Below are 17,537 nucleotides of genomic sequence, written 5' to 3'. Positions count from 1 at the left end.
TTTTTCTTCTGTGACAGTTGATTGGAGTGCAAGGTGGGAGACTCCTCGAAAATTGAACTTCAAATTTTCTTCGTGCGATGTGTCGCTGCCGAAGCCTTCCTTGTCCTGCGGGACAGATGGGCAGGTGAGACACTTAAAAGTGAAACGTCCAAATGTGGCTCACCGCCTGCCCCGCGGAAAGCGAGCACCTGGAACGGAGATCAACCACTTCTAATAACAACAAAGTTTGCAAAACAGTCTCACGAAAATAACAAGATATTTTTCTTATATTTTCAAAAAAATAACAAGTAAAAATAATGATAATTTTTTGAATTTGGTATAAAATAAAGTGCTTGAAAGCGAGAGGGGGAACTATATATGAAGCTTTTAAGAGAGACACTAAAGCACTTTAAGCCTTATTGGAGGGGGCTAACTCTAGCTTTTATCTGTTCTTTAATCGGTGGAGCTTTTACCGTTATACCACCTATTTTAGCAGGTAAGCTTGTGGATGAAATACTTCCGAATGAAATGACCGATATGATCGGATGGTTAGTCGCAGGAGTTTTATTTTCGTTTTTATTTAAAGTCGTTTTTGAATCACTTCAGGAATTTATCCAAATTCAAATTGGTTTGGATGTCATTACGGATATGCAGATGCGAGCATTTGGACGTTTGCATAAAACACCGATGTCATTTTTCACGAACACGCCTCGCGGAGATATGCTCTATCGTCTTACTCATGATGTTGAGGCCGTGCAGAATTTAAACAACACGGTAGTACCTCGTTTCGTTCAGCAAGTAGTTAGTGCTGTTGCTGCGTTCATTGCTGTTTTTGCGCTTTATTGGCCAGTAGCGATCGTGATGTTCTGTGTGTTCGCAATCTATCTGTATCCATCATTTAAACTTGGAACAACTATGAGAAAAATGAGTGCTGTTCAGCGTGATATGCGTGCAGACATCTATCATCACCTTCAAGAAAGCATCGAATCAACGAGACTCGTTCGCACATTTCAAACACAAGAACGGGAAATACATACACAGGATAAAAAGCTCACAGATTGGAAGAATTACTCTATTCGTGCAGCTTTAATAGGAAAAGTGAACTGGCGTCTTGGCAACTTATTCAATATTGCAACACCAGGTGTCGTCATGCTGGTCGGGGGGATTGCGGTTTGGAACAACACCATCACAGTCGGTACTCTTGTGGCTTGTCTTGGCTTTATCCCGACGATGTTTTTTCCAATTCGTTCTTTAGCTGAAAATGCACTTATCATTCAGCAAGCCATTCCAGCTCTGCAAAGAATCTATGAATATTTCGATCTGCCGGTAGAACATGAGGATCATCTTCCTAAGATGCAGCCAATACGAGGAGATATCGATGTTAATAATGTTTGGTTCCGTTATCCAGGCAATGAAGAATATGTCCTAAAAGGTGTGTCTTTGAATATGAAGGCTGGTCAGCATATTGGAATCGTTGGAACTAGCGGTGGCGGAAAATCAACGCTTATTCAATTGCTTCTCGGTCTGTATGAACCAGAAGCAGGTTCCATCCAGGTGGATCAGCAAAACTTGTTTAATTTTAACCGCAACTCTTTCCGGCAGCAGGTAGGAGTCGTATCACAAGAAACCTTCCTATTAAATAACACTTTGAGAATGAACTTATTGTATGGAAGAAAAAATGCAACACAGAAAGACTTAGATGCTGCGTGCGAAGCATCAGGACTTACTGAATTTATAAAAGAATTGCCAGAGGGTTATGAAACGATTGTCGGAGAACGCGGTCTAAAATTATCAGGTGGACAAAGACAGCGTGTTGCACTGGCAAGAGCTATTCTTCGCCATCCTGCACTATTAATCTTTGATGAGGCAACATCATCACTGGATGGAGAAACAGAAGAACGTGTTCAAGCTGCATTAGAAGATCTGATTCCTGGCAGAACAACAATAACCATTGCTCACAGACTAATAACGGTGAGAGATGCTGATCAAATCATGCTTCTAGATAAAGGAATAGTCGCTGAAGTAGGTACTCATGATGAACTTCTTGCCCAAAGAGGTCAATATTACGAACTTTATATGGCGCAATACAGTGAATTAGAAAAGGAGAGAGCGATATGAGCCAAACTGCTATGAAACAAAAGAATCGTGATGGCAGACGCGTTCTTGCCTTTTTAAAACCGCATAAGAACTGGGTTTTCGCTGATGCTTTCGTCATTGCGATCTCCCAGGTATTCTCTGCTCTCATTCCAACCCTTGCGTTAGGATGGCTAGTGGATACAATACTACCTGGTGAATCGAATAAACTTCTATGGGGATTAATGTGGCTTCTTATCTTTGCAGCGGTAATGGATCTAATTTTAATGGTAATCGATGAATATTTTTGTCACCAAGTGGCCAAAACCGTAACAAACTGGCAAAAGTTAAGGCTATTTAAACATTTGCAAATTTTACCTTTCTCTTTTTATCAAAACAACCAGTCTGGTGAAATGATGGCGCGTGTTTCTGATGATCCTGATACGCTTCATAACTTCCTTGCTTGGGAAGGTTCAACTTTTATGGCATCCGTTCAAGGAGTAATACTTTATAGCATTGTTTTACTTTGGATTCATCCCTTTTTGATGATAACGAGTGTCGTGTTAGGGGTCATCTTTTACTTAACGTCTAATGCTGTTGGACAAAGAACGCGTCAAGCATCAGCAAATGCCAGAAAAGAAGCGTCACGTTATCTCGAAAGACTTCGCGAATCCGTAACAGGCATACACCTTTCAAGAGTCTTAGGAGTTTCTGACGGCGAAGTATCCAGTGTTGCTGAAATTCGTAAATCTTTTATTAAAGAATCTCGATATGAATTAAAAGCAAGAATGCAATCCATAGTGGTTATTGGAAGCTACAATGGACTTGCACTAGCTGTCGTTTATGGACTTAGCGCTTATCTTATTTGGAACAATAAACTGACAACAGGAGAAATGCTGACTGCAGCGGGGCTTGTAGCTATTGCAGCAAACGAAATGCAAAGAATGTTAAGAAACTGGCTTTCTGTTAGAAGAACAGGACCTGCTTTGGATCGCTCTGAGCTTTTATTGAGCCAAAAAACATCAAGTGCTGAAACAGAAAAAGGAATGATTTTACCAGAAATAGAAGGTTCTATCGAATTAAGAGACGTGGCATTTGGTTATCCGGAAAAAGATGAAAAAGTTCTGAAAGGCTTATCATTTTCGGTTCAGCCAGGAGAAGCTATAGCACTTGTAGGACCGAGTGGATCAGGTAAGTCAACTATCGTTGATTTGCTGCTTCGACTCTATGAACCTGAAAAAGGAGCAATCTTCATAGACGGAAAAGATCTGTCTTCCATTGATGCAGGATGGCTGCGATCACAAATCGCAATCGTTTCACAAGACGTGCAGCTTCGCAACGGATCGCTTGCTGATAACTTGCGAATTGCTAAACCAGAAGCATCTGATGAGGAATTACTTAAAGCGCTTGAAGACAGCGGACTCGGTGAATTCGTTCAGTCACTTCCTGATGGTCTTAATACTCTTGTTGGAGAAAGAGGCAGTTTATTATCTGGCGGTCAAAAGCAAAGACTATCTTTAGCAAGGGCACTAGTAAAAGACGCTGCGATCCTTGTTCTTGATGAAGCAAGTTCTGCTCTAGACCCCATCACTGAAGTTCAAGTGAATGAAGCCATCAATAAAAGAAAATCGAAACAGACGGTATTTATTATCTCTCACAGACTATCCACCGTTTTAGCTGCGAATCGAATCATCGTGATCGAAAATGGGAAAATGATTGAGCAAGGTAAACACGAAGAATTGCTGCAGTCTGAAAATGGTGTATACAGCCGGCTGTTTAAGCGCGAAGCAGATATTGGAACACAAGCGTTCAGCAGTTAATCCTTTCGAGGCAATCTGACTTTAGGTTGCCTTTTTTTCATAAATTATCTCTGACTTGGGTATATATGAAACAAGGTATCCAAAAGGAGGTAATAACAAATGTCTGCAAAAATTAGAGCTTACCTGAATGTTCTAGCACTCGCAGCAGTAATCTTGGTAAATTATCTAGCAAACGCACTGCCGATAAACGGCAACACAACAGGTGAACTATCTGCAAAATATAACGTACTTATCACTCCCGCAGGATATGTGTTTTCCATATGGGGACTGATTTATTTGCTCCTAGGTCTTTGGGTAATCTATCAAGCGATTCCAAAGAATCAAAATAAACCCGTATTCCAAAGCATCGGTTTATGGTTTGTGCTCAACTGTATCCTTAATTGCACTTGGATTTTTGTTTGGCATTATGAGCAACTTGGCTTATCTTTACTCGTTATGATCGGCTTATTATTATCTCTGATCATCATTTATACTAGGATCCAAAAACAAGAAGACAAATCCGCTTTTATTAGACTGCCATTTTCAATTTATTTAGGATGGATAAGCGTTGCAACTATCGTAAATACTGCAGTAGTTTTAAAATACAGCGGATGGAACGGTTTTGGTCTTTCATCTGTCACGTGGACGATTATCATGCTTTTTGTCGGAACATTGTTAGCGATCATTTTCACAATACAAAACAGGGATTTAGTTTATCCACTCGTATTCGTATGGGCTTATATTGGAATCGGTGTAAGACATATGGGGAAAATCGACGTTCTTTCCAATACAAGCTTTGCATTAGCAGCTATGATTTTTTTATTCGTAATTTGGAGAGCGATCAAACACCGAAGCAGCATAGAGACGATGAAATGATGTGATGATTGTGTTTTGGTAATTAGGAATTTCTTCATAAGGAAATCTCCTACACACTAGCTTTAAAACTTCCTGGCAGAAGAACGAGTGAGCATTCTTAACTCTTTGTCAGCAGAAAGATTATGGATTTCTACTTCTAGTGCATATTTGAAATTTGCCTCCGTGAGCAGGGTTGATTGGAGCGCAAGGTGCGAGACTCCTGGGGGATCAGCGGGACAGGTGAGACACCTAAGAGCGAAGTGCCGAGGTGGCTCACCGCACGCCCCCCGGAAAGCGAGCACCTGGAGCGGAAATCAACCACTTTCAAGAGCAACGAAGTTAACAAAAACAGCCCTTAAATTACTCAAGACTTATATCTAAGAGGAGAAAGAAACAATGGTTAAATTATCAATGCCGGTTGGCTTATTGATTGAATCAGCTATCGCTGGTGAAGTCACTGGGGAACGTTTAATAGAAGTAATCAAAACGAAGAACATTGAAGCACTTCGACACATAGGAAAAGAAGAGTCTAGCTGGGCTTACTTGTTTGAATTTGCAGAACAAAACTGGGATACCATTGTTTCGGCAATACAAAATGGCTATACGTTCAAATTCATCACGATTCGAGGATTGCTGAACTTGATAAAAACCAAGTATTCGTTAATTGAAACCGAAGACTTTTTGATGACTGAGTTCGGCATAGATTTAAACCTTAAAGACGAGCAATTGGACTTTCTGCGATCTCGTATTCCTAATCAGTGGAATTTTACAAAACAAGAAAACGATAAATATAACGTACAAGCTGCATTATCACAGCCAACACAAGTGGTATAAGAAAAAAGCGTCTTAGAGGCAGTAGTGTTTCCTCTTAAGACGCTTTTTTTATTCTTGAAAATGATTTATTGGCCTCAAGAATGTATTGATTCCGATTGCTTTACACACTGAAAAATAATGAAGAAGCATCAACAGAACCGAACCGGCGTTCATTCCAATGATAATTCCGTGCATACCAAACGAAGGCTGTGACCCCAGAGTATACATTAGAGCAAATGACAGAGTTGTCGCCCACACCGATTGAATAAATGCGGTCTTAATTAATCCTAGCCCGATTAAATAAGCTTGGAGCGGTATAAGAAAAAAAGTAAATAAAAAGCTAGGCCATAACAATTCTAGGTAAGTAGCTGCTGAAAGAGAATGAAAGAACGTGACAGTTAACTTTTCTGAGAATAGAAGAAAAATCGTAACGGCAGGAAAACCATATAACGCTGTAATCCCCATAACGCGAATCAGCAGCATTTTAAGTTTCTCCACATCTTTTTTTGCCGTTGCTTCTGAAACCGTCGGAATTAAGACGACTAATAGTGAATGAGCAATGAAAGCTGGGAAGAAACCGATTGTAATAGCAACTCCTGCTAACAAACCGAACTGTTCTGTTGCAGCTGCAGCAGAAAGGCCTGTCATGGAGAGGGAGTACTTTATTAGAAAAGGTTGAACAGCGTTAGTAACGGCATGAAATAAACGTAAACCCGTCGTTGGTATAGTAACTGCCATAAGACTCTTGGTTACTTCTCCAGAACTTAAATGTTCATTCGTGTGTGACTGCATTCTCCTGTATTGAACGAGATAAGCTGTAAAAAGATAAAGAAAAACTACAAGTTCACTTCCAACGAAAGTAGCCAATGCTACAAGAATTGCGGTTTCTTTATCGAAAGAAAAGAGTTGATAGATCCCCGTTAACAAAATAAGCTGGGCAAGTTTTCGAAATAAATTTGAAAAAGCAAGTTTGCCCATTTGCTGTTTTCCCATAAAAAAACCTCTGGCGATTGAGGTAAGCGATATGAGAGGAATCAATAAGACCATCAACCACCTTACGAGAGGATGATAGTTATTGAATACAGGTATAAATGGAAGGATAATGACAGCTAGTACGATCATAGCAAGTGTAAGTAATAACGTTAATTTTGTAGCATGCTTTAACATGCTGTAATGTTGTTTGTCTTCTTTTTCGGCCACAAATTTTGAGATCGAAATAGGAAGTTCCAGACTTGCAATAATAATGATTAAGATGACAGTCGGAAAGATGGACATGTAATGTCCTAAGCCGAGTTCGCCTAGCTGCCTTGCTAAGACCATGTTTACGATAAACTCTAAGCTTTCACCTACTAATGCTGCTGCCGCTAAAAGTAATACTCCTCGAAAAAATATATTCATACATGGTGCATCTCCTTGTACACGTTGTCCTCCTATTCATATGCACTAAAAAATGAAACGAGACCTCAAAGGACTTTAAACTTATAAAGAGAAAGATAAGAATATGGCATTGTAAGGAGAGAGTAGTGATGAAAATACATACAAAAGAAAATTCAGCTTATATAACAATAAAACCTTTAGCAGAACGTCAACGAATAATGGACGAATGGCTTTTAACAAGACTGCAGCAATTATTACCTGCTTTAATGAAGAAACATCAAACAGATATGTGGGTAACAATTGGAAAAGAATATCATGAAGATCCTATAGGCATAACCTTTTTCCCCTCAGCGATCGATAGTTCTAGAAGGCTGACGATTTTTGCCTTTGTAAAAGAAAAACAATCTGAAGAAATAAAAAGGTACGTGATTTCTTCTAATAAACAATTCGAACCTTTCTATAGCTGTTATCCCGCTCAAAAAGGGGAAGATTCATTCAGCGTCTTGAGAAGAATTATGGATATTTATCAACCTAATAACATTGCTGTAAATACATCTTCACATTACTCTTTCTGTGACGGATTAAGTCATTCTGTTTATAAGCAACTTAAAAGCTCGATCGGTAAAGCTCATTCATCTAACCTTGTATCTTCAGAAAACCTTGGTATTGATTGGCTGCAGACACGTATTTCAGCCGAGATCGAGACATACAAAGAATTAACAGAAATCACAAAGAAAATTGTTGAACAAACATTTTCTAATATAGAAATAACTCCAAGTGTTACTTCTACACACGACATCGTCGCATGGATTAATCAGAGAGTATTGGACCTTGGATTAAGGACTTCCTTTTATCCAACAGTGGATATTCAACGAATGGATGGATCTGCTGACAGAATAGAAGGAACGATATTGCAAGGTGATATTCTGCATTTAGATTTTGGCATCGAATATCTTGGTTTGTGTACAGACTTCCAACAATTAGCATATGTTTTAAAATCAGACGAATCAGAAGTTCCATTCGAATTAAAAAAAGCAATGAAGATTGCTAATTCGTTTGAAGATATTTTCTTTTCTGCATGTGAAGCTGGTATGACAGGTAACGATATCTTCCAAAGTGTTTTAAAAAAAGCAGCAGAACATGATATTTCTGCCATGCTTTATTCACACCCGATTGGATATCATTGTCACGGAGCCGGCCCTCTAATCGGATTATACGATAAACAAGAATCTATACCTGTAAGAGGAGATTTGCAGATTGAAGAAAATACATGCTACGCTTTGGAATTTAATATTAGACATTTTGTTCCTGAGTGGAACAAAGACATTCCAATCTATCTTGAAGAAACGGTATGTTTTAAGGACAATAAAATGCAATATTTGACGAATAGACAAAAAGAATTTTACCTCATTCATCCAAATTGTTAATAAGTAACATTTGAAATGTTTCACCGCCTCTAGTACAATGAGAAACTGTGTGTTTCAGCTTCTTGTATGAGGAGGAGATTTTGTGTTATTACTTGGGCAAGAACAAGAAAAGGAAACAAAACTTGATCGGAACGAACTTGAATTTCAGTTATTACGCATGCAGAACGACATGAAGCAAATTGCAAAAAATTATGACGTGATAGGTGTAGATCAAACAAAAGAAGATAATCTTGTTATTGTATATAAATCTGAGCAGCTTGATCAGTGCAAGATTATGATTAATGATTGTGAATCGAGATATGATGGCTGGGACTTTTCAATTGATGCTGTATACGAAGATGAAAATACGCTTCATATTGGGGATATCAAAGGACCTGCGAATAAAGGATACGGTTCCATCTGTATGCAATATTTAAAAGAAACGGCAACTGAAAAAAATATTCCCATCATAAAAGGTGATATTGCAGCAAGAGACTGGGGCCATGTTGAAAGACTCGTCCACTTTTATGAAAAGCATGATTTTGAAATTGAACTGGATTCAGATAATAAGTGCGGAAAAATTGAATGGAAAGATTATTAAACAAAAGATGTGTATATAGATACGCGTCTTTTTTTTGTTCATTTTTCTGAGTAATCATTACACTATTTATAAAATAAACGAGGAAGCATTTTGTTAGTACCGATAAAAATTAAGCACTGAAAACCTGCTCATATACAGAGAGCAGGTTTTTTCGTTGACATATTAAACAAGGTGTTTTAAGATATAAATCGAAATGATTACGATTTAAAGGAGTTAAACATGATACATACACTTAAGAGAAGAGTACCTGTTACAGTATTAAGCGGTTATTTAGGAGCGGGAAAAACCACACTATTGAACCACGTTTTATCAAATAGGGACGGATTAAAAGTTGCCGTAATCGTTAATGACATGAGTGAGATCAATATAGATGCTTCCCTAGTTAAGAACGAGACAAAGTTATCAAGGACAGACGAAAAGCTCGTTGAAATGACTAACGGCTGTATTTGCTGCACATTAAGGGAGGATCTCTTAATAGAAGTTGAACGTATCGTAAAAAATGGAGAAATTGACTATATTCTGATTGAATCTACTGGAATCAGTGAACCAATTCCTGTTGCACAAACTTTTACTTATTTAGATGAGGAATCAGGTGTTGATCTCGCTTCTTATTGTAAATTAGATACAATGGTCACAGTAGTTGACGGGAATCGTTTTTGGAACGACTTTGCTTCAGGAGAAAGTTTGTTAGATCGGAAAGAAGCTTTAGATGACCTCGACACAAGAGAAGTAGTAGACTTACTGATCGATCAGATTGAATTTTGTGATGTTCTTATTCTAAATAAATGTGATCTTTTAGAGGAGGATGATCGAGAAGAGCTAAAGAGAGTCCTAAAAAAACTACAGCCTCAAGCAAAATTAATTGAAACAGAATTCGGAAAAATCGAACCGAAAGAAATTCTTTCTACTGGCTTATTTGATTTTGAGAAAGCTAGTGAATCCGCTGGTTGGATGAAGGAACTCGAAAATGAACATATTCCTGAGACAGACGAGTATGGTATTTCCTCTTTTGTCTATCGAAAGAAAAGACCCTTTCACCCCGAAAGGCTATATAATTTTTTAGAAAATTGGCCATCAGAAATTGTTCGGGCAAAAGGTTTTATCTGGGTTGCCTCTAGAAATGATTGGGCTATACTCTTAAGCCAAGCAGGAACGAGTATCATTTTTCAGCCTGCTGGACAGTGGGTTGCAGCATTACCATTAAGTGAACAAGAAGAGCTGTTAGATGATGAAATGAATCAAAACCCAAACTGGGACAATGAATTTGGAGACCGAATTACAGAACTGGTTTTAATAGGTATTGATTTTAATAAAGAAAAGATTATATTCGATTTAGATCAATGCCTTTTGAGTGATAAGGAGATGAGTGATCTTCAATGGGAAAACTTGAACGATCCATTACCCCTTTTCCCAGAAAGTGAGTAACTGCAATAAAAACGAATCCAAGAATGGGTTCGTTTTTTGTTTAAGTTGTTTTCTAGATTATTGTGGCCGTCGGCGAGGAAGTCCACTTCGTTAATATTGTACTTGTATACGCAGGAGCACAAATGCTGTAATGAATGGAATGTCCATCTTCATGGTGGCCTACCGGAAAATGAGCATATTGAAACGAAAATCAACCACTTCCAAAAGCATCATATACGTGAAAACAATTTTGGTTTAATATGTGAACATTTAAGGGTAGTAAATGGGTAGTGCAGTATAAATAAGGGGAGATAAAGGATGACTGTTACTCACATAAAATCAAATAAACAAAACAGCTTATCGGAAAGATTTGAAATTTCCTTTAACCAGATCCACAAATGCTTAATAGACAAAGTAAAAGATACGAAAGATGACAGATTTAAAAACTTAGTAGAAACAGGCATGTCGAAACATTCTCTTATTCGTTCTTTTTATAATGAACTCATTCAGTTTGCTAAATTGAGGAACGCCATTGTTCATGAAAAGATAGATCATGATTATTACATTGCAGAACCTCATTTAGAAATCGTTGAGCGAATTGAAAAAATCGCAGGCTATTTTATGAAACCCGAAACGGCTTTAAATATTGCAACTAAGAAGGTGCAACATTTTAAAGAAAGTGACCGTCTTGAAGATGTGTTAAGCTGTATCAGAAAAACATCTTACTCTCGTTTTCCCATATATAATGAAAAAGGAGAGTACCTTTGGCTTTTAACAGCAACTTACCTTTTGAACTGGTTGACTGATCGCCTTGCTGATCAAGTAATTGACTTAAACAACGCAAAAATTTCAGACATTGCCGACAATGCAAATAAACAACTAGTTGCATTTATTTCAAAAACTTCAAGTATTTTTAAAGCAGAAGAAATATTTGAGAATATTCATAGAGAAGGTAAAAAGCTGGAAGCCATCATTATCACCTTAAATGGAAGTGAAAATGAAAAACCATTAGGCATCGTAACCTCTTATGATCTTATTGAAATTGACCTAGATAACTAACTGTTAAGACACTCCATTGAGAGTGTCTTTTCAATTGCCTAATAAAGTGATCCGGTACTGATTAGACCTTTTTGTTTAAGGAGATAACGATTAGGGAATCGGGAAATTAAGATGACTGAATTTTTTGTAAGTTAATTTCTTTATGAAAGGGTGAAGATCATTTGTCAGATTTCACAATTAAAATTAATGGCTCAGAAAAAAAAGCAATGAAAGATCAAACGATACTAAATTTACTCACTGATTCCCCTGATCAAGTTCCCCATGTTTGTTATCATCCAAGCCTTGGACCTATCGAAACTTGTGACACCTGTATCGTAAAAGTGAATGGCGAATTTGTAAGAGCGTGTTCAACTACTGTGAATAAAGGAGACGAAATCGATACGAATTCTGATGAGGTAAAAGAAGCCCAAGTTATTGGTATGGACCGAATCCTCTTTAACCACGAGCTTTATTGTACGGTGTGTGATTATAACAATGGTGGATGCGAAGTACATAATACGGTAAAAGAAATGAAGATTAACCATCAAAGCATCCCTTTTGACCATAAGCCATATGAAGTGGATAACTCTAATCCATTTTATAGATATGATCCTGATCAATGTATCTTATGCGGACGCTGTGTGGAGGCCTGTCAGGATGTTCAAGTAACAGAAACGCTCTCAATAGATTGGGAACGCGAAAGACCTCGAGTGATTTGGGACAAAGATGTTCCTATCAATGAATCTTCTTGTGTATCTTGCGGACATTGTTCAACAGTCTGCCCTTGTAATGCCATGATGGAGAAGGGCATGGAAGGTGAAGCAGGGTATATGACCGGGATCAACCGTGAGACTCTGCGCCCGATGATTGAGATAACGAAAAGTGTTGAAACTGGTTATGGATCCATATTAGCCATTTCAGACATGGAAGCGGCCATGAGAGAACAAAGAATCAAGAAAACGAAAACGGTCTGTACCTATTGCGGTGTCGGATGCAGCTTTGACGTTTGGACTAAAGGCAGAGAAATTCTAAAAGTAGATCCACAAATTGAGGCACCTGCAAACGGGATTTCAACTTGTATAAAAGGAAAATTCGGCTGGGATTTTGTTAATAGTGAAGAACGCTTAACAAAGCCATTAATCCGTGATGGAGACTTCTTTAGAGAAGCATCTTGGGATGAAGCATACAACCTAATCGCATCCAAGTTTACAGAGATTAAAGAGCAGTATGGGTCACAAGCATTAACATTTATTAGTTCATCTAAATGCACGAACGAAGAATCTTATTTGATGCAAAAATTAGCACGGGGAGTTATTGGAACTAACAATATTGATAACTGTTCACGCTACTGCCAGACCCCAGCCACCATGGGGCTGTTCCGTACTGTAGGACACGGGGGTGATTCTGGTTCAATTAAGGATATTGAAAAATCAGAACTCGTTATTGTAATTGGGTCGAACACATCAGAATCTCACCCTGTATTAGCAACACGTGTTAAGCGCTCTCATAAATTACACAACCAAAAACTAATTGTAGCTGACCTTAGAAAACATGAAATGGCTGATCGAGCCGATGTATTTATTCAACCACGTGCAGGATCTGATCTTGTGTGGCTTTCAGCAGTTACCAAATATATTTTAGATCAAGGCTGGGCTGATTACGAATTCTTGCAAAAACATGTTAACGGTTTAGACACGTTTAAAGAAAATCTTGAAAAGTTCACATTGGATTATGCTGAAAAAGCAACAGGGCTTTCCAAAGATATCCTTATTCAATTAGCTGAAACGATCTCTCAATCAAAAAGTGTGTGTGTCCTTTGGGCGATGGGTGTTACACAGCATATGGGCGGAAGTGATACTAGTACAGCTATATCCAACATGCTATTAGTTACTGGAAATTATGGACGGCCAGGTGTAGGATCGTATCCGTTACGCGGACACAACAATGTTCAAGGAGCTAGTGATTTTGGAAGCATGCCAGATCGTCTTCCTTCTTATGAGAAAGTGGCTGACGAAAAGGTAAGATTCAAATATGAACAAGCATGGGGTGTGAAGATTCCTGAAGAACCAGGCCTTAACAATCACGAAATGGTTCAGGGAATACATGATGGAAATGTAAAAGCAATGTATTTAAAAGGAGAAGACATGGGAATTGTTGACTCAAACATCAACCACGTTCACGCTGCATACGAGAAACTAGACTTTTTTGTGGTTCAAGACTTGTTTTTAACAAGAACAGCTCAGTTTGCTGATGTCGTTCTTCCCGCTAGTCCAAGTCTTGAGAAGGAGGGCACATTCACGAACACGGAAAGAAGGATACAACGACTTTATCAGGTGATGGAACCACTAGGTGACTCCAAACCGGACTGGGAAATCATCCGCGACATTGCTAACCGACTGGGAGCCGGATGGGATTACACACATCCTAGTGACATTATGGCTGAAGCAGCTCAATTAGCACCGCTTTTTGCAGGGGTTTCTTACGAAAGATTAGAGGGATACAAAAGCCTTCAATGGCCTGTAGCAGAAGATGGCACAGATACTCCTATTCTTTTTACTGAAGGATTTCCATTTGAAGATAAAAAAGCCCGTTTGTTTCCGGTTGACTGGACACAGCCAAAGGAATTTGGAGAAGAATATAATATCCATGTAAATAATGGAAGATTATTAGAACACTTTCATGAAGGCAACATGACATATCAATCGAAGGGAATAACGTCAAAAACTCCAAATACTTTTTTAGAAGTCTCTCATGAACTAGCCATAGAAAGAGGACTGAAAGACGGTACGCTTGTGAGATTATCCTCTCCTTATGGAAGTGTTAAGGTTCATTGTTTAATAACTGATCGGGTAAAAGGAAAGGAGGTCTATCTCCCTATGAATGATAGTGGAGAAGCAGCTATCAATCTACTTACAAGCAGTTATTCTGATAAAGATACTGATACACCTGCATATAAAGAGACAAGTGCTAAACTAGAGATTTTAAAAGAAGAAGGTGTTAATCCACTTCCAAAGACAAACTACCGCTATGGCAATCCACAGCCGCAAGTGGGAGTTGGAGTTGAGAAAAAGTGGGCACGAAAGGATTATATCTTTCCAGGAGATGCTGTGAAAAAGGAGCGTAACCAACATGGCTAAGGCGATTAAGAACATTCATAAACTATCGATATCAGACGAAGAAAAACGTTCAAATGACCTGCGTGAGGTAGAAGATGCTCTCATCGAAAACAAGGCAGCCATTTTGCAGACACTGGAGATTATGAACCATATGCAAGACAAAGGGCTTCTCACACTTCTAAACGGGTTATTTGGTCAAGGAGATAAAGTACTAGATATTGCGGTTAAAACGATGGACAAGCCAGAAAACACCAATACAATGAAAAACCTTCTCTTGCTTCTTGGTACACTTGGCATGATCAATGTGAAGCAGCTTGAACCGTTCTTATTAAAGATCGATGCGGGAATTGCTCGAGTCGCAGAACACAAAGACACGGAAGAGAAAACCAGTTACTTTGATTTGGTTCGTTCATTAAAAGATCCAGAGATCAACAGAGCAGTCACGATACTCATGCAGTTTTTAAAAGGAATGGGACAAGAAACAGAGCCTTATGAAAAAACAACTCAAAATACGCCACAAAAACGTGTTAATCAAACTAAAGATAAAACGTTAGAGTAAATCCAACTAAAGGAGAAAAACGGATGGCTAAAAAAGTGAAGAACCGCTGGTTGATTGCTGCGGCAGCTGTAGGAATACACATTTCTATCGGATCCGTATATTCCTGGAGTGTATTTACAAATCCACTTCGGGAAGAACACAACTGGGGACTAAGTGAAATTTCATTAACATTTAGTATTGCGATTCTTTTTTTGGGACTTTCTGCAGCCTTTATGGGTCATTTTGTTGAAAGATTCGGTCCTAGAATTTCGGGAATGATAGCTTCGATCTGCTTTGGTGCCGGACTGATTGGAGCTGGGTTTGCTGATAGTATAGGTTCATTGTATATGCTTTACTTTTTTTATGGAGCTCTTGGAGGAATTGGACTTGGTATCGGCTATATTACACCTGTTTCCTCTCTTGTAAAATGGTTTCCTGACAGAAGGGGATTAGCAACTGGTCTTGCCATCATGGGGTTTGGTTTCGCATCTCTAATAGCAAGTCCTGTCATTGCAAGATTAATATCTGGGATCGGGATTTCAAACACATTCTACTTATTAGGAGCTGTATACTTCACGATTATGTTTCTATCTTCTCTGTATCTTTCTCCGCCTCCAAAAGATTGGAAGCCAGAGGGAATGAGCGAAGAAAAGGTGAAAGACGAGAAACAAACAAAAGATCTTGCCCAATTAACCGCTAACGAAGCAGTTAGAACGATTCGTTTTTGGGCATTGTGGGCAATGCTTTTTATAAACGTGACATGCGGAATTGCTATTATTTCCGTAGCTTCACCTATGGCACAAGATATTGCTGGCTTAAGCGCTGCAGCTGCAGCAACTATGGTAGGCATTATGGGATTATTTAATGGTTTCGGTCGAATAGGATGGGCATCTGTGTCCGACTATATCGGTCGGCCAAATGTGTATACAACATTCTTTGCGCTGCAAACTGTAGCCTTTGTGTTGTTACCCAATGTTACTAACGCCTTTTTCTTTCAATTGTTAGTGTATGTCATCCTTACTTGTTATGGTGGTGGTTTCGCATCCATACCGGCTTATATCGGTGATCTATTTGGGACGAAGCAGCTCGGAGCTATTCACGGTTATATCCTAACAGCATGGGCCGCAGCAGGTCTTGTCGGGCCGCTAGTTGTTTCATGGATACGCGAATCAACAAACAGCTATTCTTTAACGCTTTATATTTTCACAGGAGCATTTGTTATCGCACTTGCTATATCTTTACTTATTCGGATTAATATTCGCAACGTTCGAAAAGAGAGCAGCCAATCTCATGCTGCTAGTTAACGAGAACTTAAACAACAAACACAATATGAGGCAGAGTTAAGAGAAGCCTGGCTTTATGCCGGGCTTTTTTCATTTGCAATAGGTGTTGATTAATAGATGATTTATAAAAAAACAGAATCTAATTAAGTAATAAAGAGCGATAATCACGGAAATTTTGATGATAATCACGGAAAAAATGCCATTAATCAAGGAAAAGTGATAACATCTGAATTCTTGTCCTTCCCAAAAGGACACTGCTTCTAAATCCACACAATAAAACCGATTGCTCCTTATTAAAAGGGAACTACCGTATATAAAAAGAGACATTTTATTGATATTGCTCTAAAACCGAGAAGAATTTAATGACAAATTCATAAAATACATGTTCTGCTGGGGCTAATTCTCGGCTGCGCGGTGTAATAATTCCCACTGTCCGTTTTACGTCTGGGATATCAATCGGAATCTTAACCGTAAAACGTGGTTTCGTTTCATAAAAGGAACTATCGGGTAAGAGTGTAACACCCATACCAGCAGTAACTAATCCTTTTATCGCATCTAAGTCTTCACCTTCACACGCAATTTTAGGAACAAAGCCTGATTCTTTACAAGCATTAACAACTACATCACGTAAGATATACCCATCTGGGAATAGAACAAATTCATCATTTCGTAAATCGCTTAATAACAAACTTCTTTTTTCAGATAAATGGTGCTGATCAGGCAATAATGCCGATATTTTTTCGGTAAAAAGAATATGCCCTTCTAAATCAGGATCATTAGTTGGTACTGGTCCTAAAAACGCGAGGTCAATATCACCGTTTTTTACGCTTTCAGTTAAAAAGCGGTAAGATCCTTGCCTTAAATGAAAGGCAATATTGGGATGTTCCCTTTTAAAAGCAGACACAACAGTTGGGAGAAGATGGCCGGCTAAACTTGTTGGGAAACCAATCTTAATCGTACCTCTTTCAGGATCAAGATATTCATCAATTTGCTTTTTCGCATGTTCTATTGCTTTCATAGCTGTTTTAGCATGGGTTAGAAACAAACGTCCAACTGGCGAAAGTTTAATGTTTCTTCCTTCTCTCTCAAATAATTCAACACCTAACTCTGACTCTAAGTTAGCGATCTGACGGCTGACAGCAGATTGTGCTACATGTAGAGCCAAAGCTGCTTCAGACACGTGTTCGCGCTCAGCAACTTCAATAAAATACTGTAATTGTCTGATTTCCATTACATTGTCACAACCAATCATTCT

The 17,537-nt window shown here is 38.6% G+C and carries 14 protein-coding genes; 12 read left to right on the top strand and 2 right to left on the bottom strand.

The genetic code is table 11. The features are described from left to right. The first annotated feature begins 52 nt into the window (after window positions 1-52). The 5 genes from P8610_RS07135 to P8610_RS07115 all read left to right on the top strand — a co-directional run bounded on the left by P8610_RS07135 (window position 53) and on the right by P8610_RS07115 (window position 5,540). On the top strand, window positions 53-214 hold the full coding sequence (locus tag P8610_RS07135) for a hypothetical protein (RefSeq protein WP_394603753.1): 162 nt from the start codon (window positions 53-55) through the stop codon (window positions 212-214). A gap of 143 nt (window positions 215-357) precedes the next feature. Continuing rightward, window positions 358-2,097, top strand: a complete 1,740-nt coding sequence (locus tag P8610_RS07130) for an ABC transporter ATP-binding protein (RefSeq protein WP_394603752.1) — start codon at window positions 358-360, stop codon at window positions 2,095-2,097. Continuing rightward, complete coding sequence (locus tag P8610_RS07125) at window positions 2,094-3,872, top strand: ABC transporter ATP-binding protein (RefSeq protein WP_289495475.1); 1,779 nt, start codon at window positions 2,094-2,096, stop codon at window positions 3,870-3,872. The genes P8610_RS07130 and P8610_RS07125 overlap by 4 nt, the downstream gene beginning before the upstream one ends. Before the next feature lie 99 nt (window positions 3,873-3,971). Further along, window positions 3,972-4,727 (top strand): TspO/MBR family protein, encoded by a 756-nt coding sequence (locus P8610_RS07120; protein ID WP_394603751.1) that lies wholly within the window; start codon window positions 3,972-3,974, stop codon window positions 4,725-4,727. A gap of 375 nt (window positions 4,728-5,102) precedes the next feature. Then, window positions 5,103-5,540: a hypothetical protein gene (locus P8610_RS07115; protein ID WP_394603750.1), complete on the top strand. Its 438-nt coding sequence runs from the start codon at window positions 5,103-5,105 to the stop codon at window positions 5,538-5,540. 48 nt (window positions 5,541-5,588) lie between these two features. Here P8610_RS07115 and P8610_RS07110 read toward each other — a convergent pair whose 3' ends face one another. Further along, window positions 5,589-6,917, bottom strand: a complete 1,329-nt coding sequence (locus tag P8610_RS07110; protein WP_394603749.1) for an oligosaccharide flippase family protein — start codon at window positions 6,915-6,917, stop codon at window positions 5,589-5,591. Window positions 6,918-7,045: 128 nt separating this feature from the next. On the opposite strand from P8610_RS07110, the gene P8610_RS07105 reads away from it, so the two are divergent. From P8610_RS07105 to P8610_RS07075, 7 genes are all read left to right on the top strand, one after another. Then, window positions 7,046-8,323 (top strand): M24 family metallopeptidase, encoded by a 1,278-nt coding sequence (locus P8610_RS07105; RefSeq protein WP_394603748.1) that lies wholly within the window; start codon window positions 7,046-7,048, stop codon window positions 8,321-8,323. Window positions 8,324-8,405: 82 nt separating this feature from the next. Next, complete coding sequence (locus P8610_RS07100) at window positions 8,406-8,903, top strand: hypothetical protein (RefSeq protein ID WP_289495470.1); 498 nt, start codon at window positions 8,406-8,408, stop codon at window positions 8,901-8,903. A gap of 219 nt (window positions 8,904-9,122) precedes the next feature. Beyond that, on the top strand, window positions 9,123-10,328 hold the full coding sequence (locus P8610_RS07095; RefSeq protein WP_394603747.1) for a GTP-binding protein: 1,206 nt from the start codon (window positions 9,123-9,125) through the stop codon (window positions 10,326-10,328). Between the two features lie 297 nt (window positions 10,329-10,625). Continuing rightward, window positions 10,626-11,366, top strand: coding sequence for a CBS domain-containing protein (locus tag P8610_RS07090; protein ID WP_394603746.1), 741 nt, complete (start codon window positions 10,626-10,628; stop codon window positions 11,364-11,366). A gap of 161 nt (window positions 11,367-11,527) precedes the next feature. Then, complete coding sequence (fdhF, locus tag P8610_RS07085) at window positions 11,528-14,482, top strand: formate dehydrogenase subunit alpha (RefSeq protein WP_394603745.1); 2,955 nt, start codon at window positions 11,528-11,530, stop codon at window positions 14,480-14,482. Next, window positions 14,475-15,020, top strand: a complete 546-nt coding sequence (locus P8610_RS07080) for a DUF1641 domain-containing protein (protein ID WP_289495466.1) — start codon at window positions 14,475-14,477, stop codon at window positions 15,018-15,020. Before fdhF ends, P8610_RS07080 begins: the two co-directional genes overlap by 8 nt. 23 nt (window positions 15,021-15,043) lie before the next feature. Continuing rightward, window positions 15,044-16,303 (top strand): L-lactate MFS transporter, encoded by a 1,260-nt coding sequence (locus P8610_RS07075; RefSeq protein ID WP_394603744.1) that lies wholly within the window; start codon window positions 15,044-15,046, stop codon window positions 16,301-16,303. Window positions 16,304-16,610: 307 nt separating this feature from the next. On the opposite strand, the gene P8610_RS07070 is transcribed toward P8610_RS07075, so the two are convergent. Continuing rightward, window positions 16,611-17,513, bottom strand: a complete 903-nt coding sequence (locus tag P8610_RS07070; RefSeq protein WP_289495464.1) for a LysR family transcriptional regulator — start codon at window positions 17,511-17,513, stop codon at window positions 16,611-16,613. Between the last annotated feature and the right edge of the window lie 24 nt (window positions 17,514-17,537).

The sequence above is a fragment of the Fictibacillus sp. UD genome, assembly GCF_043558025.1.
In the GTDB taxonomy this organism is placed as follows: Bacteria; Bacillota; Bacilli; order Bacillales; family Fictibacillaceae; genus Fictibacillus.
Note: the sequence above shows the minus strand (reverse complement) of the source record. Positions and strands in the feature narration are given on the sequence as shown.

Bases quoted from the DNA above. Each gene is read 5' to 3' on its own strand.
- P8610_RS07130 (WP_394603752.1), top strand. From the start codon at position 358: ATGAAGCTTTTAAGAGAGACACTAAAGCACTTTAAGCCTTATTGGAGG.
- P8610_RS07125 (WP_289495475.1), top strand. From the start codon at position 2,094: ATGAGCCAAACTGCTATGAAACAAAAGAATCGTGATGGCAGACGCGTT.
- P8610_RS07120 (WP_394603751.1), top strand. From the start codon at position 3,972: ATGTCTGCAAAAATTAGAGCTTACCTGAATGTTCTAGCACTCGCAGCA.
- P8610_RS07115 (WP_394603750.1), top strand. From the start codon at position 5,103: ATGGTTAAATTATCAATGCCGGTTGGCTTATTGATTGAATCAGCTATC.
- P8610_RS07110 (WP_394603749.1), bottom strand. From the start codon at position 6,917: ATGAATATATTTTTTCGAGGAGTATTACTTTTAGCGGCAGCAGCATTA.
- P8610_RS07105 (WP_394603748.1), top strand. From the start codon at position 7,046: ATGAAAATACATACAAAAGAAAATTCAGCTTATATAACAATAAAACCT.
- P8610_RS07095 (WP_394603747.1), top strand. From the start codon at position 9,123: ATGATACATACACTTAAGAGAAGAGTACCTGTTACAGTATTAAGCGGT.
- P8610_RS07090 (WP_394603746.1), top strand. From the start codon at position 10,626: ATGACTGTTACTCACATAAAATCAAATAAACAAAACAGCTTATCGGAA.
- P8610_RS07080 (WP_289495466.1), top strand. From the start codon at position 14,475: ATGGCTAAGGCGATTAAGAACATTCATAAACTATCGATATCAGACGAA.
- P8610_RS07075 (WP_394603744.1), top strand. From the start codon at position 15,044: ATGGCTAAAAAAGTGAAGAACCGCTGGTTGATTGCTGCGGCAGCTGTA.
- P8610_RS07070 (WP_289495464.1), bottom strand. From the start codon at position 17,513: ATGGAAATCAGACAATTACAGTATTTTATTGAAGTTGCTGAGCGCGAA.